This window comes from Streptomyces yatensis (assembly GCF_018069625.1).
GTDB classification, from domain to species: Bacteria; Actinomycetota; Actinomycetes; order Streptomycetales; family Streptomycetaceae; genus Streptomyces; species Streptomyces yatensis.
Genome location: NZ_CP072941.1, coordinates 6371126 through 6394177, shown reverse-complemented (window position 1 = coordinate 6394177; position 23052 = coordinate 6371126). Strand labels below are relative to the sequence as shown.

At 70.9% G+C, this 23052-nt stretch carries 20 protein-coding genes and 1 tRNA gene; 10 read left to right on the top strand and 11 right to left on the bottom strand.

The annotated features are described in order from the left end of the window. The first annotated feature begins 81 nt into the window (after positions 1-81). A complete protein-coding gene (locus J8403_RS26950) occupies positions 82-2034 on the top strand; it encodes a putative bifunctional diguanylate cyclase/phosphodiesterase (RefSeq protein WP_211125419.1) in 1953 nt (650 codons plus the stop codon). Positions 2035-2141: 107 nt separating this feature from the next. On the opposite strand, the gene J8403_RS26945 is transcribed toward J8403_RS26950, so the two are convergent. The 6 genes from J8403_RS26945 to J8403_RS26920 all read right to left on the bottom strand — a co-directional run bounded on the left by J8403_RS26945 (position 2142) and on the right by J8403_RS26920 (position 10094). After that, the gene (locus tag J8403_RS26945; RefSeq protein WP_211125418.1) at positions 2142-3269 is read right to left on the bottom strand and encodes an LLM class flavin-dependent oxidoreductase; all 1128 of its coding nucleotides are present in this window, start codon (positions 3267-3269) and stop codon (positions 2142-2144) included. A 225-nt stretch (positions 3270-3494) separates the two neighbouring features. Then, on the bottom strand, positions 3495-5369 hold the full coding sequence (locus J8403_RS26940; protein WP_211125417.1) for a phospholipase C: 1875 nt from the start codon (positions 5367-5369) through the stop codon (positions 3495-3497). A 156-nt stretch (positions 5370-5525) separates the two neighbouring features. Further along, complete coding sequence (gene efeB / locus J8403_RS26935) at positions 5526-6746, bottom strand: iron uptake transporter deferrochelatase/peroxidase subunit (RefSeq protein ID WP_211125416.1); 1221 nt, start codon at positions 6744-6746, stop codon at positions 5526-5528. Further along, positions 6743-7990 carry an EfeM/EfeO family lipoprotein gene (locus tag J8403_RS26930; RefSeq protein ID WP_211125415.1) on the bottom strand — a complete coding sequence of 416 codons (1248 nt, stop codon included), beginning with the start codon at positions 7988-7990 and terminating at the stop codon, positions 6743-6745. Before J8403_RS26930 ends, efeB begins: the two co-directional genes overlap by 4 nt. 138 nt (positions 7991-8128) lie before the next feature. After that, positions 8129-8884 carry a maleate cis-trans isomerase family protein gene (locus J8403_RS26925; protein WP_211125414.1) on the bottom strand — a complete coding sequence of 252 codons (756 nt, stop codon included), beginning with the start codon at positions 8882-8884 and terminating at the stop codon, positions 8129-8131. Between the two features lie 223 nt (positions 8885-9107). Then, entirely contained in the window at positions 9108-10094 is a 987-nt protein-coding gene (locus J8403_RS26920; protein ID WP_211125413.1) for a maleate cis-trans isomerase family protein, read from the bottom strand. A 208-nt stretch (positions 10095-10302) separates the two neighbouring features. Here J8403_RS26920 and J8403_RS26915 point away from each other — a divergent pair, with 208 nt between their 5' ends. Both J8403_RS26915 and J8403_RS26910 read left to right on the top strand, forming a co-directional pair. After that, a complete protein-coding gene (locus tag J8403_RS26915) occupies positions 10303-11250 on the top strand; it encodes a D-2-hydroxyacid dehydrogenase (protein ID WP_211125412.1) in 948 nt (315 codons plus the stop codon). Positions 11251-11275: 25 nt separating this feature from the next. Continuing rightward, complete coding sequence (locus J8403_RS26910; RefSeq protein ID WP_211125411.1) at positions 11276-12691, top strand: amidase; 1416 nt, start codon at positions 11276-11278, stop codon at positions 12689-12691. Positions 12692-13103: 412 nt separating this feature from the next. Here J8403_RS26910 and J8403_RS26905 read toward each other — a convergent pair whose 3' ends face one another. Continuing rightward, complete coding sequence (locus tag J8403_RS26905; protein ID WP_211125410.1) at positions 13104-13613, bottom strand: DUF3830 family protein; 510 nt, start codon at positions 13611-13613, stop codon at positions 13104-13106. Between the two features lie 121 nt (positions 13614-13734). On the opposite strand from J8403_RS26905, the gene ehuB reads away from it, so the two are divergent. The 6 genes from ehuB (at position 13735) to J8403_RS26875 (ending at position 17991) form a co-directional block, all read left to right on the top strand. Then, positions 13735-14658, top strand: a complete 924-nt coding sequence (gene ehuB, locus J8403_RS26900; protein ID WP_211125409.1) for an ectoine/hydroxyectoine ABC transporter substrate-binding protein EhuB — start codon at positions 13735-13737, stop codon at positions 14656-14658. Then, entirely contained in the window at positions 14655-15404 is a 750-nt protein-coding gene (ehuC, locus tag J8403_RS26895) for an ectoine/hydroxyectoine ABC transporter permease subunit EhuC (protein ID WP_211125408.1), read from the top strand. The genes ehuB and ehuC overlap by 4 nt, the downstream gene beginning before the upstream one ends. Then, positions 15401-16051, top strand: a complete 651-nt coding sequence (gene ehuD, locus J8403_RS26890) for an ectoine/hydroxyectoine ABC transporter permease subunit EhuD (RefSeq protein ID WP_137965930.1) — start codon at positions 15401-15403, stop codon at positions 16049-16051. Before ehuC ends, ehuD begins: the two co-directional genes overlap by 4 nt. A gap of 22 nt (positions 16052-16073) precedes the next feature. Then, positions 16074-16844 (top strand): ectoine/hydroxyectoine ABC transporter ATP-binding protein EhuA, encoded by a 771-nt coding sequence (ehuA, locus tag J8403_RS26885; protein ID WP_059142026.1) that lies wholly within the window; start codon positions 16074-16076, stop codon positions 16842-16844. A gap of 212 nt (positions 16845-17056) precedes the next feature. Further along, the gene (locus tag J8403_RS26880; protein ID WP_211125407.1) at positions 17057-17818 is read left to right on the top strand and encodes an IclR family transcriptional regulator domain-containing protein; all 762 of its coding nucleotides are present in this window, start codon (positions 17057-17059) and stop codon (positions 17816-17818) included. Between the two features lie 99 nt (positions 17819-17917). Beyond that, a tRNA-Lys gene (locus J8403_RS26875) sits at positions 17918-17991 on the top strand. Positions 17992-18037: 46 nt separating this feature from the next. Here J8403_RS26875 and J8403_RS26870 read toward each other — a convergent pair. The 3 genes from J8403_RS26870 to J8403_RS26860 are packed head-to-tail and all read right to left on the bottom strand — an operon-like array spanning position 18038 to position 20000. Next, on the bottom strand, positions 18038-18256 hold the full coding sequence (locus J8403_RS26870; protein ID WP_211125406.1) for a DUF2277 domain-containing protein: 219 nt from the start codon (positions 18254-18256) through the stop codon (positions 18038-18040). 47 nt (positions 18257-18303) lie between these two features. Then, complete coding sequence (locus J8403_RS26865) at positions 18304-19158, bottom strand: alpha/beta fold hydrolase (protein WP_211125405.1); 855 nt, start codon at positions 19156-19158, stop codon at positions 18304-18306. Positions 19159-19181: 23 nt separating this feature from the next. Then, positions 19182-20000 carry a 4'-phosphopantetheinyl transferase family protein gene (locus tag J8403_RS26860; RefSeq protein WP_211125404.1) on the bottom strand — a complete coding sequence of 273 codons (819 nt, stop codon included), beginning with the start codon at positions 19998-20000 and terminating at the stop codon, positions 19182-19184. A gap of 276 nt (positions 20001-20276) precedes the next feature. On the opposite strand from J8403_RS26860, the gene J8403_RS26855 reads away from it, so the two are divergent. Beyond that, positions 20277-21188, top strand: coding sequence for an alpha/beta hydrolase (locus J8403_RS26855; RefSeq protein ID WP_211125403.1), 912 nt, complete (start codon positions 20277-20279; stop codon positions 21186-21188). Positions 21189-21257: 69 nt separating this feature from the next. Here the strand turns inward: J8403_RS26855 and J8403_RS26850 are convergent, their stop codons facing one another. Next, positions 21258-23012 (bottom strand): acetyl/propionyl/methylcrotonyl-CoA carboxylase subunit alpha, encoded by a 1755-nt coding sequence (locus J8403_RS26850; protein WP_211125402.1) that lies wholly within the window; start codon positions 23010-23012, stop codon positions 21258-21260. Positions 23013-23052 lie beyond the last annotated feature (40 nt).

Here is a 23052-nt window from a genome sequence, read left to right as displayed (position 1 = left end):
ATGATCGGCACATGTCCAGCGGGGAATCCCCCTTCAGGCAGGAAATTACGGTCTGCCCGGCACCCGGTGTGAGACAACAAGATGCGTACGAACAACCTGGACACAACGAACGCCACGCGGGAGCGAGCGGTGAGCGGAATCCCTGACGGGCAGGGCCGCGCCCTGGGCGCGACGCTGCCGACGATCACAGAGCGTGATGCTGCCCCCAGCGTCCTCCCTGTTGCGGAGGACGCCGGCGCACCTCGCCCGGCCATCGACGCGCCGTCGCCCCCGGGCGCGCCCCCAGCGCCCGGGGCGCCCTCGGCGTCAGGCGCGCCCCCGGGCGCCGGCCCGGCCCCGGGCCCCGCGCCCGGCGACTACCGCGCCGCCTTCAATGTGGCGCGCCTCGCCATGGCCGTCGTCGACCGCGAGGGCAGAGTGCGTGACGCCAACCCCGCGCTCGGCGCCCTGCTGGGCACCGATCCGGCCGTACTGACCACCCGCAGCGCGGCGGATCTGGCCAATCTGCGCGAGGATCCGCGCACCTGGAAGGAGTACCGGGACGTCCTGGGCGGCCGTCTCGCCCGGCTGCGCCGCACCCGGCGGCTGCTGCGCGCCGACGGCCATGCCCTGTGGGCCGAGATCACCATCGAGCCCGCGCCGGACAGCTGCAGCCTGCTGCTGTCGATGGCCGACATCAGCGACCAGCGGGATCTCCAGGGGCGGCTGCGCCATCTGCAGATGCACGATCCGGTCACCCGGCTGCCCAACCGGAGCCTGTTCTTCGAGCGGATGACCTCGGCGCTGGAGGCGGCCACCTACGACCACGGGGGCACCGGCCGGATCGGGCTCTGCTATCTCGACCTGGACGGTTTCAAGGCGGTCAACGACACCCTCGGCCACCGGGTCGGTGACCGGCTGCTCGGCGCGGTCGCCCAGCGGCTCACCGAATGCGCCGCGCCCGGCGGCCATCTGGTGGCGCGGCTCGGCGGGGACGAGTTCGCCCTGCTGGTCCGCAACTCCACCGGCACCGAGCAGCTGTGCGACCTCGCCCGGTCGCTGCTGGCCGCCCTGCAGGAACCGTTCGACGTGGGCGGTCAGCGGCTGTCGGTGTCGGCGAGCATCGGCGTGGTGGAGCGGCCCGCGGCCGGCACCCACACCACCTGGCTGATGCAGGCCGCGGACACCACGCTGTACTGGGCGAAGGAGGACGGCAAGGCGCGCTGGACGCTCTTCGACCCGGAGCGCAACGCCCATCGGATGACCCGGCAGGCGCTGTCCAGCACTCTGCGCCCGGCGGTCGAGCGCGAGGAGTTCGTGCTCGACTACCAGCCGCTGGTGGGGCTGGGCGACGGGGTCGTCCGGGGGGTGGAGGCGCTGGTGCGCTGGGACCATCCGCAGTTCGGGCGGCTGTCGCCGAACCGGTTCATCCCGCTGGCCGAGGAGAACGGCGCGATCGTGCCGCTGGGCCGATGGGTGCTGCGCACCGCCTGCCGCCAGGCCCGCGCCTGGCAGCTGGCCAATCCGACCCATCCGCTGGTGGTCAGCGTCAATGTGGCGGTCCGCCAGGTGTGGGACTCCGACCTGGTCGCCGATGTCGGCACGATCCTGGCGGAGACCGGGCTGCCGCCGCATCTGCTGCAGCTGGAGCTGACCGAGTCGGCGGTGATGGGGTCGACGGGGCGTCCGCTGCAGGCGCTGCAGCGGCTCAGCGACATGGGGGTGCCCATCGCGATCGACGACTTCGGGACGGGCTACTCCAACCTCGCCTATCTCAGCCGGCTGCCGGTCTCCACGCTCAAGCTGGACGGCTCGTTCGTCCAGGGGTTCCGGGCCGAGGAGCATCCGAATCCGGCCGACGAGACCATCGTCGAGGCGCTGGTGCAGCTCGCGCACCGGCTGGGCCTGACCGTGACGGCCGAATGCGTGGAGAGCGCCGAGCAGGCGGAGCGGCTGAGGCGAATCGGCTGCGATACCGGACAGGGGTGGTTCTACTCCCGTCCGGTGCCGCCGGACCGCATACAGACGATGATCACCTGCCCGGCGTCCGGGTAGGGCTACGTCGGTCAGGGCTGGGCCGGGCCGGTGAGGGCTGCGCCGGTGAGGGCCCGATGAGGGCTGGGCCGGTGAGGGCCGGGTCGTGAGGACTGGGCCGATGAGGGCTACGCCTCCGTCTGCGCCGTCGGGAGATCGTAGGCATCCGCGATCAGCTCGTACGAGCGCAGACGGGCCTCACGGCCGTGCGCATTGGCCGTGATCTTGATTTCGTCCACTCCGGTGCGCTTGATCAGCCCGTCGAGCCCCTCGCGGACCTGGTCCGGGGTGCCGTACTCGACGTTGGCGAGCCAGCTGTTGATGAAGTCGCGCTCGATCTCGTTGAACTCGTACGCCTCGGCCTCCTCGGGCGTCGGCACCAGGCCGGGGCGTCCGGTGCGCAGCCGGATCATGGCCAGGGCGCCGGTGAGCACCTGCCGGTGGGCCTCCTTCTCGTCCTCGGCGGCGAAGGCCGAGACGCCGATCGAGGCGTACGGCCGGTCCAGCGCGGCGGACGGCCGGAAGGTCTCGCGGTAGAGATCGAGCGCGGGGACCGTATTGGCCGCGGAGAAGTGGTGGGCGAAGGAGAACGGCAGGCCGAGCATCCCGGCGAGCCGGGCGCTGAATCCGCTGGAGCCCAGCAGCCAGATCGAGGGCCGGTCGGCGGACTGGACCCCGCCGGGCACGGTGCCCTGCACCGGCCCCGGCACCGCGTGGATACGGGCGTAGCGGTGGCCGTCGGGGAAGTCGTCGTCGAGGAAGCGGGTCAGCTCGGCGAGCTGCTGGGGGAAGTCGTCGGCGCCCTCGCGCAGCCGGTCGGTGCGGCGCAGGGCGGCGGCCGTGGCCCCGTCGGTGCCGAGCGCGCGGCCGAGGCCGAGGTCCACCCGGCCGGGGGCGAGCGCCTCCAGGGTGCCGAACTGCTCGGCGATGACCAGCGGGGCGTGGTTGGGGAGCATCACTCCGCCGGAGCCCAGCCGGATCCGCTCGGTGTGCGCGGCGAGGTGGGCGAGGATCACCGCCGGGGAGGTGCTGGCGACTCCGGGCATCGAGTGGTGCTCGGCCACCCAGAAGCGGTGGAAGCCCCGGCGCTCGGTGAGCCGGGCGAGCTCGGTGGTGGTCCGCAGCGCCTCGGCGGCCGTCACCCCGCTGCCGACGGTCGCCAGGTCCAGCACCGACAGGGGCACCGGTGCGCTGCCGAGGGCCCGGGCCCGGATGGGGTCCTGCTGGTCGTCTCGCCGGTCCTGCTCATCGGCCACGGTGGCCCGCCTCCCTGGTCGCACTGCGGTGCGCGTACGTCGGTCTCGGTACGCCTCTACGTCTACCGCCCGCATTCAACCGGAGAAAGGCTCCGCTTTATTCCCCGCCGCTGTTTCCCCACCCCGGCCGCTCCGCCCCACGCCAAACGGCCGGGTCCGCCGCCACCTGGGGAGGAGGTGTGGCGGCGGACCCGACGGCGGTGTGCCGTGCGCGCGCGGACGGGCCTAGCCCGCGGTCCGCACGGTGCGGCGACGGTGGAGGGCCAGCGCCGTACCGGCGCCGCCGAGCACCAGCACACCCGCCGCGAGGCCGATGGGCAGGGCGACGGAGGTGCCCCGGCCGTCGGCGAGACGCCGGGTGGTCAGCGCGTTGGGGGCCGCCGCGTTCACGATCGGGGCGTGGGCGGCCAGTGCGGTGGTCGTGTAGTGACCGGCCTTGTGCACCGACGCGACCGAACCGTCGGACTTCAGCAGCACCTGGGTGTTGTTGGGGTGGCGGAAGTCGAACAGCCCGGAGAGGGAGTTCGCCCGGCTGTCGAAGGAGGCGTCACCGATCCGGCCGGTGTGCCAGTTGTCCTCGATGAAGCGGGTGATCGACGTCTGCTCGGTCTGGGTGTGGTCGACCTTGTTGGCCTTGCTGAAGGGGGAGATCACCAGCAGCGGCTGCCGGGGGCCGGGGCCGCAGCGGTCCTGGTAGCCGGCGGCGGGCTCGGGGCCGGACTGGCAGGCGGGGCTGTCGGTGGCCTTGCCGTTGGAGCCGGCGGTCTTGTCCTTCGACCCGTTGAGCGGCTTGGCGTAGGCGTGGTCGTACCAGCCGTCGCTGTCGTCGTACGCGACGACGACCGCGGTGTCCTTCCACTGCGGCGACTTCTGGATCGCGTTGATCTGCTTGACCAGGAAGTGCTGCTCGTCGATCGGGTCGGAGTAGGCGGCGTGGCCGTCCTGGTACTCGGCGGCCTTCAGGAAGCTGACGGCCGGCAGATGGCCCGTCTTGAGCGCCGCGTCGAAGTCGGTGAGGTCGTAGTTGTGGTTGGCCTGACCGCTCCGGCCGATCTCCCGCACGTTCTTCGGCGGGAGGTGATGCGGGTTGGCCGTGGACTTGTAGTACTGGAACGGGGCGTGGTGGGGGCTGTAGTCCACCGACTCGGCGCCGCCGACGTTCTTATGGGTGGTGCCGGAGCACTTGGCGTAGTGGTCCTGCTCGCCGTTCCAGGCGGTGCTGGGGCGGAAGCCGCCCTGGAACCAGCCCCAGGTCACCCCCTTGGCGTTGAGCAGATCGCCGAGGTTCCGGCCCTGCATGCGGGCCAGGGCGTTCGCGCTGGTGTGGTCCTTGTTGGAGCAGTCGTCGAAGGCGGGATCCGGGTCATTGATCACCGTGCCGACGCCCTTGGCATCCGGCGAGGCCACCGTGTACGCGTCCGGCTTGTCGGTCTGCCGGGGGTCCTCGGTGGAGGACTTGGGGTCGGTGGAGATCACGCCGTGGGTCTGGCCCGAGACCAGTTCCAGCGCCCCGGGGGTGGAGGGGCCGTAGGCCGAGCTGAAGGAACGGTCGCTCATCGCGTAGTGCTGGGCGTAGTTCCACAGGCCGGTGACGGTGTTGCCGTCGTAGTAGTCCATCACCAGGCCGGGCTCGCCGAACAGCCCGGTGCACTTGCTGACCTCGGTGTTCTCCACGAACTTATCGGCCTTGCCGCCATTGGCCGCGTACTGCTCGGGTCCGTAGGAGTGGTTCTGGTCGCAGGTCATGGCCTGGTCACTGGCCAGCCGCTTGGGCTTGTAGAGATTGGGGTTCTTCTTCAGCAGCCCGGCGTGCGCCAGGGTGTCGATGTTCTTGGGCGTGTGCTTGGAGGGCGTGAACTTCGTGCCGTCCGTGTTCGCCGCCTTCGGGTACGTGCCGAAGTAGTGGTCGAACGAGATGTTCTCGTCGAAGATCACCACCACATGCTTCACCGGGGTCGCGGTGTCGCCGCCCTTCGAGGGCGCGGCCCATGCGGGGGCCACCCCGCCCACGGTCGCCAGGGCCGCGGCGCCGGCCAGGGCACCCCAGCGCGCTACCCGGCCACGCCGTCGGCCGCCTTCGGATCCTGCCGTGCCGCCCATCCCATGCCTCCACATGTTTCGCGATTCACGCCTGCGCCTGATCCTGTGCCGCGGGCAGGACTCTCCGATGGAATCCATGGAGGCGGCCGAGTGAATAGAGGGTCAGGAGAATCCAAGGAACTCTTGAGATGTTCTTGACCGGATGGTGGGGCGGTGTCAGGACAGAAGGGTCCGTCCCAGCCAGTCGGAGCGGTCCTTCACACCGGGAAGCGCGAAGAAATAGCCGCCGCCGAAGGGGGTGATGTAGTCCACCAGCGGCTCCCCCGCCAGACGCTTCTGCACGGTTTCGAACTGGCGCGCGAGATCCTGCTGATAGCAGCAGAACAGCAGCCCCATGTCCAAGTTGCCGTTGGCGTCCATGCCCCGGTCGTAGTTGTAGGCACGGCGGAGTATGCGCTGGTCCTCGGTCCGGGCGGTGCGCGGATTGGCCATCCGTATATGGCTGTCCAGCGGAATGATGTCGCCCTTGGGGTCCTGTGCGTAGCGCGGGGTGTCGAACTCGTGCTGACCGTCCAGCGGGGCGCCCGAGTCCCGGTTGCGGCCGAGCATGCGCTCCTGCTCGCTGATCGAGACCCGGTCCCAGAACTCCACCAGCATCCGGATCAGCCGGACCACCTGATAGCTGCCGCCGGCTGCCCAGGCCGGCTCCCCGGAGTGGGCGCCCACCCACACCAGACGGTCCATCGCACGGGCGTCATCGGTGTCCGGATTGGCGGTGCCGTCCTTGAACCCCATGTGGTTGCGCGGGGTGCCGGACGGGCGCGGCGGGCTGACGAAGCCGTCGACGCGCCAGCGGATCTGCAGCGCGCCCCGGGTGTGGCGGGCGATGTCGCGCAGCGCGTGCAGCACCGCGTCCGTGCTGTCGGCGCACAGCTGGAGGCTCAGATCGCCGTGGCACCAGTCGGGGTCGAGATCGTCGTCGGGGAAGGACCGCATCGCGGTGAGCCGCCGGGGCTTGCGGTCCCGCAGCCCGTACCGCTCGTCGAAGAGCGAGGCGCCCACGCCGACCGTGGCGGTCAGCCGGTCGGCGGCCACCTGGGGGCCCAGGGTGCCGGAGTCGGCGGGCGGCGCGGTGATCCCGACCGGGTCGGGGGTGCCTCCGGTGGTGAGGAAGCGGCACCGCTCGGTGAGCGTACGGAAGGCGTCGGCCAGCTCCTCGCGCCCCTCGGCCATGGTGTCGAAGGCGATGAGCGCGGTGGCCCGCTGGGGCGGGGTGAGGATGCCGGCCTGATGGGTGCCGTGGAAGGGGACGTGGGTGGGCTTCTTCTCCCGCTCCTCCTCGTTCGCGGCCGCCGTGCCCCCGGCCACGCCCGCCACCGCGCCGACCGTACCGGCGGCCGCGCCCAGCAGAAAGCCCCTGCGCAGCACCTCGCTCACCGGGTCCTCCGCACATCCATCAGCGCCGCCACCTGCGCCAGCCGCTCCACCAGCGCCCCCGCGTCCGCGTTGAGCCGCTGGTGGCCGGTGCGGCTCAGCCGGTCCAGCGGGGTCCAGCGGTCCCCGTGGTGCGAGCGCTCCAGGGTCCGCTCGGTGCGGTCGAGGTCGCTCTTCAGCTCGGGCAGCCACGGGGCACGGGGCTTGAGCAGCGGCTCCAGCCGGGTCAGCACGGCCCGGGTGCCGTCGAGGTTGGCCCGCGCGGTGGCCAGGTTGGTGCCGCTGCCGTAGTCGGTGCGGCCGGTCAGCTCGAACTGCACGGTGTTCTCCATGATTTCGTGCGCCCGCAGGCCCAGGTCGGCCGGGTCCATCCGTTCCTGCGGCCAGTCGTCCCGCAGCCCCCGGACATCCTTGACCAGCCGGTCGGCGACCGGGCGCAGGGAGCTCGCGGACTGGCCGTGCCACAGGCCGTACTCGAGGCGGTGGAATCCGGTGAAGTCCGGGTCCTGGACCCCGCCGGACAACCCCGCCGTGGTGCCGTTGATGGCCCCGTCGGCATCGCCGAAGGCACCATAGGCGGCGCCCATCCGCTCGTACACCAGATGGGCGGGCAGCCAGGCCGCACGGGCCGTGGCCAGATCACCGCAGCGGATGGCCGAGCGCAGCGCGTCCGTGCGCCGCACCAGCTCGTCCATCCGGCTCGTCACCCACTTCTGGTAGGCGATGGTGGGCGGGATCAGATCCTGCTGGCCGACCGGAACCGCGGCCGGTCCACCGCCCCGCGCCGGTCCGGGGACGGTGATGGTGGGTCCGGTGACGGCGTCCGCGTCATCGGGCAGGCAGACGAAGGCGTAGGAGCCGCCGCCGAGCGTGACGCTCAGCGGTCTGCTGGTGCCGGGGCCCAGGCCCTCCACCTCTCCGTAGACCGCGCCGTTCGCCGGATCGGTGAGATAGACCTCGGCCGGTCTGCTGGAGGTGTTCCGCAGCTCGAAGACCTGCTTGCCACGGGTGGGGTCGGTCCAGCCACGGCCGCAGCCGCCCTCGGACACCTCGACGGAGGTGTGCCGAAGCCCGTCCGATGCCTTCGCGGGCGCGCTTCCGCTCGTGGAGGGGTTCGCACCAGGGCCGTCCGAGGAGTCCCCGCCGACCGCCAGCACGCCGATTCCGACCGCCGTGGCCACTGTCACCGCACCGGCGACCAGCAGATAACGTGCCGGCGGGACCGGGGAGAGATGTTGGCGACGCACGGCTGCATGCTAGGCGCAGTCCGATAAGCGGAATGCCCCGATGGCGAAAGAGCGACATGGAATTCCGCCGGGGTTCAGCTCCCCGTCACCGCCTCTCGGCCACCGTGCCGCGCCCCTGCGCGGCCGGACCAGCCGCCGCTATCCGCCGCTCCGGGCGAAGAGCGTGCCCAGCCGGTCATGGACCGGATCGCGGCCCAGCAGCCGCAGCCCCTCCCAGACCGTGACCTGGTTGGCCGTGAGCACCGGCTTGCCCAGCTCCGCCTCCAGATCCGGAATCCAGGCGGCGGTGTGCAGGGCGGTGTCGGGAAGGAGCACCGCCTGGGCCTCGGAGTGGTCCCCGGCGCGGGCCAGCTCCAGCACCTCTTCCCGGCCCCAGGTGCCGACCTCCGCGGCCGTGATGATCCCGCTGCCGCGCATCGAGACCACCTCGGCGCCCGCCGCCTTCAAAAATGCCCTGAAGTAGTCGGCGACATCCTCCGGATAGGTGGCGGCGATGGCCACCCGCTCGGCGCCGAGCGCCTGCACCGCGTGGGCGAAGGCGAAGGAGGTGCTGGAGGCGGGCAATCCGGCCGTCTCGCCCAGCTCGCGCACCTGCTCATGGGCGCCCTCCCAGCCGAAGACGAAGCTGGCGCTGGTGCAGGCCCAGACCACGGCCCGGGCACCGCGCTCGGCCAGCTCGGCGACCCCGGCCGCGAGGCGGGCCGCGGACCCCATCTCCAGCAGGGCGTCCACCCGGTGGGCGTCCTCCCCGATGTCGGTATGGACCAGGGGGAGCCGGACATCGCCGCTGTCGCCGCCGAGCATGCCTTCCAGGCGGGGGTATTCGTCCTCGGCGGAGTATCCGGGGTAGAGAAAGCCGACCGTGTCCGGGGCCGGGCGCGTCGAGTCCACCATGACTGCCTCCTTACTGGCGGCCCCCGCGAGCGCCGCCCCCTGCACTGCTCTTACTTCTCCTACACCGCGCAGGCCCGGCGGGTTCCCACCCGCCGGACAACTCCCCTCGCGCAGGTGACGGGCCCGCCTCCGCACCGGCGACGGACCTGCCCGCCACACCGGCGACAGACCTGCCGGCCGCACCAGCGACAGACCTGCCCGCCACACCGGCGACGATCGGCCGTCACAACGGCGACGGGCCGCCCGAATCATCGAGGTAGGGGCCCTCGCCGAGGCCGGTTCCAAAACCCGGGTCGAGCCCGTCGGCCGGATCGCCGTCCAGCCCGGGCGACGCCGCCCCGGCCAGCGCCGCCTCCGGCTCGTCCACCGCGGCCTCGACCGCCTCCACGGCCTCGATCACCGATTCGACGACGGGGTCCGTCACCGGGAGCGGGCGGCTCATCGGCGACACCGACATCCCCGCCGGACCGGATCGGGCGGCCGGGTCCATCAGCGCCTGGTACGGCCCGACGGCCTCGGCGCCGATCGCCCGCAGCGCCGCCCACATGGTGACCTGGTTGGCGGACAGCACGGGCATCCGCAGCTCCGCCTCCAGCTGCGGAATCACGTCGTAGGTCGGCAGATTGGTGCAGCTGATGAAGAGCGCGTCGGTCGCTCCGACCACCGCCTGCCGGGCCATGTCGACCACGTCGCGGTACGGCACCTTCCAGATGTGCCGGGTCAGGCCGAGGTACGCCCGTCCGGTGACGGTCATGCCGCCCTCGGCGAGATACTCCTCGAGCGAGTCGGTGACCGACCGGGTGTACGGCGTCACCACCGCGATCCGCCGGGCGCCGATCTCCCGCAGCGCCTCCAGCAGTGCGCCCGAGGTGGTCAGCGACGGGATCTCACCCGCCTGGGACATGGCCGCGCACATCGCGCGCTCACCGGCCACGCCGCCGACGAAGCTGCCCGAGGTGCAGGCGTACGCCACCACTTCCGGTGCGACGGCCGCCAGCGCCTGCACGGCGTCGTGCAAGGTCTCGTGTTCGCTCACGAGCCGGGCCAGGTCGAGGCTGACCTCGACGGGTACGAACGGGGTACGGGTGAGGTGCAGGGAGACCTCGTCGGGTACCCAGCGCCATAGTTCACGATCGAGTGCGAAGTCGAACGGTGCCACCACACCCACGCCGCGCTGCGGCTGTGGGCCACCCAGAAAAGAGACGTCCAAAGCGAGCCCCAATACGGAACGGAGGGACTGGACCATTGGCCAGAGGTTGCGATGGAGAGGGACCGGCCTACTGCCGGGGACGCCGGGACAGATGCCGTTGTTGACGACGGTAGTTTCCGCTGCCTAGCGTGGTCAATCCTCAAACTGAGGCGCCTGCCCCCTCCTTCTTCAGGCAAACCCATCCACGTTTCGAAACGGTTTCCCGCCTATGTCCGAAAGCACAGTTGTCGTCTTCGGCGACCAGCCGCCGGTCCGCCTGGACCGGGTGGCCGACCGGGCGAAGGTACTTGTCTGCGACGAGAATTCGCTCCCCCAGGCGCTCCCCGCCGCGGATGTGCTCCTGGTCTGGGACTTCACCTCCGACGCGGTCCGCGACGCCTGGCCCGGCGAGGGCCCCCGGCCGGCCTGGGTCCATACCGCGAGCGCGGGGGTCGACCGGCTGCTCTGCCCCGAACTCATCACCTCCGACACGGTGTTGACCAATGCCCGAGGGGTCTTCGAGCAGCCGATCGCCGAGTATGTGGCCGGCCTGGTGATCTCCATGGCCAAGGACTTCCACGGCACCTGGGAGCTGCAGCGGCAGCGCCGCTGGCAGCACCGGGAGACGATGCGGCTGGCCGGGACGCGCGCCGTGGTCGTGGGCGCGGGCCCCATCGGCCGGGCGATCGACTCCACCCTGGCCTCGCTCGGCGTGGTGGTCGACCTGGTCGGCCGCACCGCGCGGCCGGGCGTGCGCGGCGGCGACGAGCTGCCCGAGCTGCTTCCCTCGGCCGACTGGGTGGTGTGCGCGGCGCCGCTCACCGACGCCACCCGCGGCATGTTCGACCGGACGATCTTCGACCGGATGAAGTCCACCGCCCGGTTCATCAACGTCGGCCGCGGCCCCCTGGTCGTCGAGAAGGACCTTACGGCGGCCCTGGTGGCCCGGCGGATCGGCGGCGCGGCCCTGGATGTCTTCGAACACGAGCCGCTGACCTCGGACGATCCCCTGTGGGACGTCCCGGGGCTGTTCATCTCGCCCCATATGAGCGGCGACACGGTCGGGTGGCGCGACCATCTGGCCGAGCAGTTCCAGGACAACTACGAGCGCTGGTGCGCGGGCGAGCCACTGCTCAACATCGTCGACAAACGCCTCGGGTACGTACCGGTGGACTGATCGCAGGACCTGAACGGAGAGCCGGATGACGGACATTCACAACCTGACAGCCGTTCAACTCATCGAGCGCTATGCCTCCGGCGAGCTCTCCCCGGTCGAGGCGACCCGTGCCGTCCTCCACCGGATCGAGCAGATACAGCCGGAGGTGAACGCCTTCAGCCGGGTGGACGCCGAGGGCGCGCTGCGGCAGGCGGAGGAGTCCGCCGAGCGGTGGCGGCGCGGGGCCCCCGCGGGGCTGGTGGACGGCGTTCCGGTGTCGGTGAAGGACATCCTGCTGCTGCGTGGCGCGCCCACGCTGCGCGGTTCGCGGACCGTACGGCCCGAGGGCCAGGCGTGGGACGAGGACGCGCCCTCGGTGGCGCGGCTGCGCGAGCACGGCGCGGTGTTCGTGGGAAAGACCACGACCCCGGAGTTCGGCTGGAAGGGTGTCACCGACAGTCCGGTCTACGGGGTCACCGGCAATCCGTACGACCCCCAGCGGACCGCGGGCGGCTCCAGTGGCGGCAGCGCGGCCGCGGTCGCGCTGGGCGCGGGTCCGCTGAGCCTGGGGACGGACGGCGGGGGTTCGGTCCGTATCCCGGCGTCCTTCTGCGGCATCTTCGCGTTGAAACCCACCTATGGGCGGGTTCCGCTCTATCCGGCGAGCGCGTTCGGCACCCTGGCCCATGTGGGGCCGATGACCCGGGACGCGGCGGACGCGGCGCTGCTGATGGATGTGATCTCCGGTCCGGACTGGCGCGACTGGTCCCAGCTGGCGCCCTCCGGGGGCGGCTTCCAGGAGGCGCTCGCCTCCGGCGGGGGCGGGGTGGACGGGCTGCGGGTGGCCTACAGCCCCTCGCTCGGCGGTGCGGCCGTGGTCGACCCGGAGGTGGCCGCGTCGGTGCGGCGGGCGGTGGATCTGCTGGCGGAGCTGGGCGCCGTGGTCGAGGAGATCGACCCGGGGTTCGAGGATCCGGTGGAGGCGTTCCACACGCTGTGGTTCAGCGGCGCGGCCCGGGTGGTGCAGCCGCTGGGCGCGGAGGCCTGGGAGCTGCTGGATCCGGGGCTGCGCGAGATCTGCGCCCAGGGGGCGTCGTACAGCGCGCTGGACTATCTGGCGGCCGTGGATGTGCGGATGGCCCTCGGCCATGCGATGGGGCGGTTCCACTCCGCGTACGACCTGCTGGTCACCCCGACGCTGCCGATCACCGCGTTCGAGGCGGGGGTCGAGGTGCCCAAGGGCTCGGAGCACACCCGGTGGACGGGCTGGACGCCGTTCACCTACCCGTTCAACCTGACCCAGCAGCCCGCGGCTTCGGTGCCGTGCGGCCTGAGTGGGGCGGGTCTGCCGATCGGGGTGCAACTGGTGGGCGCGCGCCACGCGGACGCGCTGGTGCTGCGGGCGGCGCACGCGCTGTTCGAGGCCGGGCTGGCGGACGGGGTGCGACCCGCGGCTGCCTGAGGCGACCTGGGCGCCTGACACGGGCGGCCGGGCCCGGGGCGCAGCCGCCCCGGGCCGGGTCCGTGCGCTACGCCGGGCGCAGGCGGCCGAGGACCGCCGCCCGGCGAACGCTGAAGCTCTCCGACCGGCGGAAGCCGAGGGCCGCCGCCCGGCGGAAACCAACGGCCCCCGCCCGGCGGGCCCCACCGGGCGGAAGCCAAGGGCCCCTGCCCGGCGGGAACCGAGGTCTACGCCCGGCGGAAACCAACGGCCCCACCGGGCGACAGCCAACGGCCCCCGCCCGGCGAACGCCAAGGCCCCCGCCCCGCGGACGCCAAGGCCCCCGCCCCGCGGACGCCAAGGCCCCCGCCCGGCGAACGCCAAGGCCCCCGCCCCGCGGAAGCCGAGAGCTACGCCCGGCGAACGCCGAGGGCTACGCCCGGCGGAAGCTGAGGGTCTCCCCCAGCGCCCCGGCGCGCCACAGGTCCTGGCAGGCGTCGGCCATCCGGTCGAGGCCGTCGACCACCGAGCCCCAGACGATCCCGGGCACCCAGCCCGCGTCGCCGTTGATCAGCAGGTTGTTCCGCTCGTAGAAGAGCGCCAGATCGACGACCTGCCGTCGTCCCTGGTGCTTGGCGTCGGTCTCGTATCCGTACGACTTGGTCCCGAGCTGGGTGTCCGTGAAGGTGAAGTAACACAGGTCACCGGGGATCGGGGTGATCGTCGGGTTCTCCAGGGGCGGCTCCTCGGGCGCGAAGGGGGGCAGTAGCGCATAGATCTCATTGCGCGCGTACTTCGCGTGATATACGTCACCCCCCAGCGGCAGTGCGTTCCACACCGCCTCGCAGGTGATCGGCGCACGCTCGTCAAGGAGCTTGGCCGTGCAGCTCACCCCACGCTTCTCGAGCGAGACCTCGATGAACCGGTCGGCTCGGTCAACCATCGACTTTCCTCCAGGTCGCTTCGGAACCAGTCCTGCCGTAGGGGGCCTACCCAGGCATCGGCTGTATCAAGGGCCGGAAACAGCCTGCATACATTTGCCGGAGTCGGGTAGCCGCGCGCCCATGGCTCCACCACGTGAGAAAGACACCGATAGCAGAGAAATAGCGAAAATGGGACCCAGCCGCCGCTCTCTTCTCGCCGGCGGCGCGGCCCTGGGTCTGCTGGGCGCGGTCGGCTGCAGCCGGGTGTCCGGCTCCGGCGCCAAGGACGGGGGCAATCTGCTGGAGCGGCTGCGGTCGCAGGGCACGGTCCGACTGGGAATAGCGGGGGAGATCCCATTCGGCTATATCGACAAAAACGGCGAGTTCACCGGCGAGGCGCCGGAGATCGCGAAGATCATCTTCAAGCGGCTGGGAGTGCCCAAGGTCCAGCCGGTGCCGACCGAGTTCGGCTCGCTCATCCCCGGCCTTCGCTCGCAGCAGTTCGACGTGGTCTCGGCGGGGATGTACATCAATCCCGACCGCTGCGCCCAGGTGATCTTCTCCGACCCCGACTACCGCATGCGTGACGCGTTCATCGTGCGCAAGGGGAATCCCAAGAACATCCACAATTACCAGGACATCGTCAAACAGAAGGCCAAAATGGCTACTGGCACCGCATATGCCCAGATCGGGTACGCGGAGGCCGTCGGGATCAAGCAGAGCGACATGCTGATCCTCCCCGACCAGCTCGCCGGGCTGCTGGCCGTGGAACAGGGCCGGGCCGATGTCTTCGCGGGCACGACCGTGACCGTCCACAACGTGGTGAAGCAGCGGAACAGCCGACAGGCCGAGGCCACCGAGCCGTTCCAGGCCTACGTCGACGGCAAACCGGACATCGGCGCCGGCGGTTTCGCCTTCCGGCCGGAGGAGACCAAGCTCCGGGACGCCTTCAATGTCGAGTTGCACAAGATGAAGAAGAGCGGCGAGCTGTTGCGCATCGTGCGGCCCTTTGGCTTCACCAAGGAAGAGATGACCGATCTGACCGCCAAGGAGCTGTGCTCATGACGGCCGGACTGTGGGAAAACTGGCTTCTTCCGGGCGTCTGGATCACCATCCAGCTGACCCTGTTCAGCGCGGTCTTCGCGGCCGTCGTGGCGTTCGGCATCGGGATCGCGCGCACCTCACGGCTGTGGATCGTCCGCTTTCTGACCGGCTTCTATGTGGAGATCTTCCGCGGCACCTCGGCCCTGGTGCTGATGTTCTGGCTGTTCTTCGTGATGCCGCTGGCCTTCGGGTACCAACTGGTGTCGATGTGGGCGGCGGTGCTGGCGCTGGGCCTCACCTACGGGGCGTACGGCTCGGAGATCGTGCGCGGCGCGATCGCCTCGGTGGCCCCGGCGCAGCGTGAGGCGGCCATCGCGCTCAGCTTCACCCCCGCACAGCGGATGCGCCGGGTGATCCTGCCGCAGGCGATCCCGGAGATGATCCCGCCCTTCAACAATCTGCTGATCGAGCTGTTGAAGGCGACCGCCCTGGTCTCCGCGGTGAGCGTCGCCGACATCACCTTCGCCGCCCAGCTCTCGCGGCTGGCGACCGGCGACAGCCTGGAGATCTACGCGATCATCCTGGTCCTCTACTTCGTGTTGGCCTTCGTCCTCACCCGGCTGATGCGGCTGCTGGAGCGGCGCGCCAAGGCGGGCATCGGCCAGGCTCCGGTGAAGTCCGACAAGGGCCCGCTGGTCACCCGGAAGCTGTCCGCGCGCCAGGAGTCCGAGCAGTCGTCCAACATCATCACGGGAGGTGCCCAGTGACCTGGAACTGGGATGTGGCCAAGGACTTCCTCCCCGAGCTGGGCCGCGGACTGCTGATCACCCTGGAGGCGACCGCGCTGGGCTCGATCCTGGCGTTCGCGCTCGGCCTGGTGTGGGCGATGGCCTTCCGCTCGCCGACCCGCTTTGTGCGTTGGCCGGTGGCCGCGGTCGTGGAGTTCATCCGCAACACCCCGCTGCTGGTGCAGCTGTTCTTCTTCTACTACGTGCTGCCGACCTGGGACATCAAGTTCTCGGCGCTCACCACCGGCGTGATCGCGCTCGGCCTGCACTACTCGACGTACACCGCCGAGGTCTACCGGGCCGGTATCGACGGTGTGCCCAAGGGGCAGTGGGAGGCGGCGACCGCGCTCAGCCTCTCCCGCGGCCGTACCTGGACCGCGGTGATCCTGCCGCAGGCCATCCGCCGGGTGGTGCCCGCCCTGGGCAACTACGTCATCGCGATGCTGAAGGACTCCCCGATGCTCGCGCTGATCGGCGTCGTCGACATGCTGCAGAAGGCGCGCGCCGAAGGCGCGTCGTCCTTCCAGTACATCGAGCCCTACACGATGGTCGGCATCGCCTTCATCGTCATCGCCTATCCGGCTTCCCTTCTGATGCGAGCCCTGGAGCGTCGTCTTGGCCACTGAAACCGACCACACGAATCCTGCCGTGGACGGCAGTGAACTGATCCGCTTCGACCAGGTGACCAAGCGCTTCGGCAGCAATACGGTCCTGGACAACCTCGACTTCTCGGTGTCCTCCGGCAAGCACGTCACCCTGATCGGCCCCTCGGGATCGGGCAAGACCACGATCCTGCGGCTGCTGATGACGCTGATCAAGCCGGACGAGGGCACGATCAAGGTCGACGGCGACTACCTCACCCATGAGGACAGAGGCGGCTCGCTGGTCCCGGCGGGCGAGAAGCACACCCGTGAGGTGCGCAAGAAGATCGGGATGGTCTTTCAGCAGTTCAACCTCTTCCCCAATATGCGGGTGCTGCGGAACATCACCGAGGCCCCGGTGCATGTGCTCGGCCTGAGCAAGGACGAGGCCGAGACCCGCGCCCGGGAGCTGCTCGACCTGGTCGGGCTCGGCGACAAGTGCGACGCGTACCCGACGCAGCTCTCCGGCGGGCAGCAGCAGCGGGTGGCGATCGCCCGGGCGCTGGCGATGCGGCCGCAGGTGATGCTGCTGGACGAGGTCACCTCGGCGCTGGACCCGGAGCTGGTGGCCGGGGTGCTGGATGTGCTGCGCGACATCGCTCATACGACGGACATCACCATGCTGTGCGTGACGCATGAGATGAACTTCGCCCGGGACATCTCCGACGATGTGCTGATGTTCGACGCGGGCCGGGTGATCGAGTCCGGGCCGCCGGAGAAGATCTTCACCGAGCCGGAGCACGAGCGGACGAGGGAGTTCCTGAGCGCGGTTCTCTAGATCATCCGCCGCCTGCCAGGTAGATCACCCGGCCCCTGTCGGCACTGCCCCCGCGACCCATCCGCGGGGGCATGCCTATGTCATATGCCATGGATATACGCCCCGGCTGGCCGGGGTGCGGCGGCTCGGCAATATCCTCAACAGCCGATCCGGATAAGCCCCTTGGCGGTTATCGTGATACAAAGCCACGCCAACCTGCGAGGGGGGAAATCGTGGCGCTCAGGCCCGAGCCGACCGCACCGTTCCACTCGGTGCAGCACGCCCTCCGGATCCTGGAGGTCGTCGCCAAACACTCGTCCGGCGTCAGCGACATCATGATCGCCCGGGAGACCCGGCTGCCGGCCCACCAGCTCGCCGATCTGCTGCTGATGCTGCGCCGCGAGGGCTATGTGGAGCAGATCGCCGACGGCGCCTATGTCGGCGGGATCTCCCTGGCCCTGCTGGGCTCCGCAGGCCCCGGCCGCGGCCACGCCGTCCAGGACAAGCTCCAGAGCTCCCTGACCGCACTGCGCGACTCGGTGGGCGCGGCGGTCTACCTCAGCCGCTATGTGGACGGCGAAATCAAGATCACGCAGTATGCGGACGGCCCGCGGACGCCCAAGGTCAACGAGTGGGTGGACTTCCGCTCCGCCGCCCATGCCATGGCGCTCGGCAAATGCCTGCTCACCCAGCTCGACCACGACAGCCGCCGCGATCACCTCTCCCGCCACAAGACGGTGCGGCTCACCTCCCGGACCACCACCAACGAGAAGGTGCTGTTCCGCAAGCTGGACAGCCAGCCCGCCACCGTCCCCGTCCTTGACCTGCAGGAATACGCGATCGGCACGGTCTGTGCGGCGGTTCCGGTCAGCGCAGGCCGCTCGGTGGGCTGTCTGGCCCTCTCCCTCCCCCTGGCCCATGCCCACCGGCTGCGCCAGGCCGCCGACGCCCTCAACCGTGAGGCGGCCCCGATGCTGCTCTCCCTCTCGATCTGAGCTCGGAGGGCTCCGGCCGCCCGGAGGGCTCCGCTATGCCCTGGCGAGCGGTGGTCAAAACCACCCTCCCGGACCAGGTAGTATTTACTTCGTCAGCAGGCGCCGCTAGCTCAGTTGGTTAGAGCAGCTGACTCTTAATCAGCGGGTCCGGGGTTCGAGTCCCTGGCGGCGCACAACTGATCAAGCGAATGGCCCGGGTGCTCAAGAGCCTCGGGCCATTCAGCGTGCGGCCCCGCCCCGCACCTCGAGCGAGTCCAGCAGCTCGCCCGTGGCGGCGGCGATCGCCTCCACGGCCTTGTCGAACGCCTCCGCGTTATGCGCGGCCGGCCGGCGGAAGCCGGAGATCTTGCGGACGTACTGCAGCGCCGCGGCGCGCATATCGTCGTCGGTGACCGCTTCGGCGTACGGCGGGCGGAGTGTCTTGATGGATCTGCACATACTGACGACGGTACGCCGGGGGTCCGACAGTCCCCAGCCCGTAATCCCTAGGCCGTGGCCGCGCCGCCCAGGATGAACGCGCGGATCAGCTCGGCCAGCGGCCCCGGCTGGTCCTCGGGGATCAGGGTGTAGCTGTCGGGGATCTCCACCAGGCTGCCGTGGGGCAGCAGACCGGCCAGCCGCAGACCGTGCTCGGGGGGCATGACGCGGTCCTCGGAGGCCCAGGCCACCAGGGCGGGGCGGTCGAAGGTGCGCAGCGCGTCGGCCCAGCGGAGCAGCTCGTCCACCGGTGGCACCCCGAGAACGTACTTCCGCAGGTCACGGCGGATCTCCGGGGAGGTCCACAGCGGCTGGAACCAGGCGTCCATCACCTTCCGGTCCACCGGGCGCTTGGTCATCCACCCCCAGGTGATCGGAAGCCGCCGCAGGGGCTCTATCTTCAGCAGCTTGAAGGCCACGTTGAGCCCGCCCGGCAGCTTCGCGGCCAGCACCAGGTTCCGGCCGGGCAGCCCGGGCGGGAAGTTCTCGAACGCCTCGCAGGAGGTGATCACCAGGCGGCCGATGCGCTGGGCGCGGCCGTCGGCGATCAGCGCCTGGGCACCGCCCCAGTCGTTCATGGCCAGCGTGACGTCCGTAAGGTCGAGCCGTTCCAGGAACTCGGCGACCAGCCGGGCCACCCCGAGCACCGACAGATCCGCGTCGGGCCGCATCGCACGGCGGTGTCCGCCCAGCGGGAGGGTGGGGACGACACAGCGGATGCCGGGGCCCAGCGCGGCGACCACATCGCGCCACAGCGAGCCGTTCATGGCGACCCCGTGCAACAGGACCGCGACGGGCCCCTCGCCTCCCGTGTCCTCGTACTCGACCGTGCCTGCCGAGAGTTCCACCTCGAGATGCGGCATGGCGCCGACTGTACCCGGGACGATCAGCCCAGGGGCAGACCGGCCACGGTCACCACCGGCCGCGCCGGGCCACCGCTCGCGGCCTCGTCCCGTACGGCGATCGCCGCGTGGTAGCCGGGCGGTGCCTCGATGTCGGCGAAGGCCCAGCCGCCGGGGCCGGACGGCGCGTCGGCGGGGGCCAGCCCCTCGGCGAGACCCACATGGTGGGCGCTGATCCCGCCCGGCAGCCCGGTGCCGATCCCCTTGAGGTACGCCTCCTTACGGACCCAGCAGCCCAGGAACGCCTCCGCCCGCAGCTCCTCCGGAAGCGCGTCGATCGCCGCCCGCTCCTGCGGGTGCAGCTGCCCGATCAGCCCCGTCAGCCGGGTCCCGGTGCGCTCGGGGTCCCGCTCCTCGACATCGGCGCCCACGGGCACCCCGGCGACGGCGCACAGGGCGGCGTCCCCGGAGTGGGAGAGGGAGAAGTGCAGCGAGTCCTCGCCCGCCAGGGCCGGGCGGCCGTGCGGCTTGTCGCAGTCCGGCATTCCGCAGGTCTCCCGGACGAACTCGACCGCGCCCGGGGCGATGCCGAGATAGCCCCCGAGCAGCGTCCGCAGCCCCACGTGGGAGGTCACATAGCGCTCGCGCAGCAGGTCGGTCCGCAGCCTCCCCGCGCGCTCCCGCTCCCGCTCGTCCAGCACGGACTCCGCGACGGCGGTGGCAGCGGCGGCATGGGGCGGTATCCGCAGCAGCCATACGGCCACCTCGCCGGGGCCGGGACGGCTCCCCGGAGTGGGCAGGGCGCCGACCGGGGCCCATCGCCGGGGTTCTTGTGCGGGCTGAACCGGGCTGGTGAAGGACACTGTTCGCTTCCCCCGTGCTATCGGCCGATGATGCGCTCGCTGTGGACGTACCGACGGTACAGCGGCGCGCGCGGCACGCCGTGGGCACCCCACCGTCCGCACGCGCCGCCGCGACCCGTTCCCGCGCCCCCAACGCCCTTGCCGCGCGGCGGCGTTGCCGATCGCGGACCCCCGGTGACTTCGGCCACGTTCGCCTCCCGGCCGACGCGGTCACCTGCCCGTCCGCACTACGATCGCGCACGTCCGGGCACGAGCGGTGATAGGGGTTTGACGACCATGGCGACGGGATTCCTGGCCAAGGCGGCCTCGGCGGTGACCCTCCCGGTGGCACCGTTGTACGGCGCCTTCCTCTCGTACATGATCTACCACCCGCCCCGCAGGCCGCATCACAAGAAGCCCGCCGACCTGGGGCTGACCAGCACGGATGTCAACGTTCCGCTGAACGGTCAGCAGGGGCGCGGACTGCATGTCTGGCTCATCCCCGGCGACACCGAGCGTGTCGTGGTCCTCGGACACGGCCTGGGGCTGAGCAAGTCCGCGAGCCTGGCGCAGGCGCGGCTGCTCAGCGAGGCCGGCTATACGGTCGCGATGTTCGACCACCGCAACCACGGTAAGAGCGTCGCGGACCGGGCGGGCTGGGGCATGAGCGACCGTCACACCGACGATGTGGTCGCCGTGGTGCGGCACATGCGGTCGATGGACGAGTACGCCACGGCGCGCATCGCGATCTACGGCTTCTCCATCTCGACCTTCCCCTCCTTCTACATGCTCAAGAGGGAGGACTGCCCGGTCGACGCGGTGATCTTCGACAGCGGTCCGGCGCTGGAGCTGGCCCCGCTGTTCCGGAACTTCGTCGCGGCCGGCGGCGTGCCGATCCCCGGCCCGCTGGGCGCCGGGCCCTCCCGCGCGGTCGTGGAGACGGTCGCCTCGTCGGCCGCGGTGGCGATGCTGCGGGTGCAGTGGCCGCCGCCGCTCGGGGGCGCGTACGAGCGCACCCCGATGCTCTTTCTGGCCGGTGATCTCGACACCATGATCCCCGCGTCCGGGGTGCGGGCGCTGGCCGAGCGCTATCCGCTGGCCGAGGTGCACACCCTGCCGGACACCGAACATCTGCAGGGGATCAAGACCCAGCCGGAGATGTACGCGGAGACGGTCCTGGGCTTCCTGGAGCGGACGCTCAAGGACTGACCTCACATTGCCGGTCCTTGAACGGCGGGCCCCGCTCGGAGCCCGCCGTAAGGGTGTCATCGCGGCGGGTCAGTCCTTGAGTTCGCAGATCACGGCGCCCGCGCTGACCGAGGCGCCGACGTTCGCGTTCAGGCTCTTGACGATGCCGCCGCGGTGGGCGTTGAGGGGCTGTTCCATCTTCATGGCCTCCAGGACGACGATGAGGTCGCCCTCGGCCACGGTGTCGCCCTCATTGACGGCGACCTTGACGATGGTGCCCTGCATCGGGGAGGCCAGGGCGTCGCCGGAGGCGGCGGAGCCGGACTTCTTGACCGCCTTGCGCTTCGGCTTCTTGGTCCCCGCGACCTCCCCGGGCGACACCGCCAGGCCGAGGACTGCCGGAAGCGAGATCTCCAGCCGCTTGCCGCCGACCTCGACCACGACGGTCTCCCGGGCGGTGGGCTCGTCGACCTCGTCCATCCCGGTCGGGGCGAAGGGGGCGATGGTGTTGTTGAACTCGGTCTCGATCCAGCGGGTGTGGATCGTGAACGGCTCGCTGGTGAACGCCGGGTCCACCACCACGGCCTGGTGGAACGGGATCGCGGTGGCCATGCCCTCGACCTGGAACTCCGCCAGGGCACGGGCGGCGCGCTGGAGGGCCTGGGTGCGGGTGGCGCCGGTGACGATCAGTTTGGCCAGCAGCGAGTCCCACGCCGGGCCGATGACGCTGCCCGACTCCACGCCCGCGTCCAGCCGGACACCGGGGCCGGCGGGCGGGACGAAGGAGGTCACGGTGCCGGGGGCGGGCAGGAAGTTACGGCCCGGGTCCTCACCATTGATCCGGAACTCGAACGAGTGCCCCCGCATCGGCGGATCGTCGTACCCCAGCTTCTCCCCGTCCGCGATGCGGAACATCTCGCGGACCAGGTCGATGCCGGTGACCTCCTCGGTGACCGGGTGCTCCACCTGGAGACGGGTGTTGACCTCCAGGAACGAGATCGTGCCGTCGTTGCCCACGAGGAACTCGACGGTACCGGCGCCCACATAGCCGGCTTCCTTGAGGATGGCCTTGGAGGCGGCGTAGAGCTGGTCGTTCTGCTCCGGGGTCAGGAACGGGGCCGGGGCCTCTTCGACGAGCTTTTGGTGGCGGCGCTGGAGGGAGCAGTCACGGGTGGAGACGACCACGACGTTGCCGTGGGTGTCGGCCAGGCACTGGGTCTCCACGTGGCGGGGCTTGTCGAGGTAGCGCTCGACGAAGCACTCCCCGCGGCCGAACGCCGCCACGGCCTCGCGGACCGCGGAGTCGTAGAGCTCGGGGACTTCCTCCATGGTGCGGGCGACCTTCAGGCCGCGGCCGCCGCCGCCGAAGGCGGCCTTGATGGCGATCGGCAGGCCGTGCTCTTCGGCGAAGGCCACGACCTCCTCCGCGCCGGAGACCGGGTCGGGGGTGCCGGCGACCAGGGGGGCGCCGGCGCGCTGGGCGATGTGGCGGGCGGCGACCTTGTCGCCCAGGTCGCGGATGGCGTGCGGCGGGGGGCCGATCCAGGTCAGGCCCGCGTCGAGGACGGCCTGGGCGAATTCGGCGTTCTCGGAGAGGAATCCGTAGCCGGGGTGGACGGCGTCGGCGCCGGATTCGGCGGCCGCGGCCAGGACCTTGGCCTGGTCGAGATAGCTGGCCGCCGGGGTGTCACCGCCCAGCGCATAGGCTTCATCGGCCGCGCGCACATGACATGCGTCCCGGTCCGGATCGGCGTAGACGGCTACGCTCGCGATCCCGGCATCCCGGCAGGCACGGGCAACACGGACAGCGATCTCGCCACGGTTGGCGATGAGCACCTTTTGCATGCTCTCTCTTCCCTCTTCCCGAAAAGTTCCGTCCCGGGAG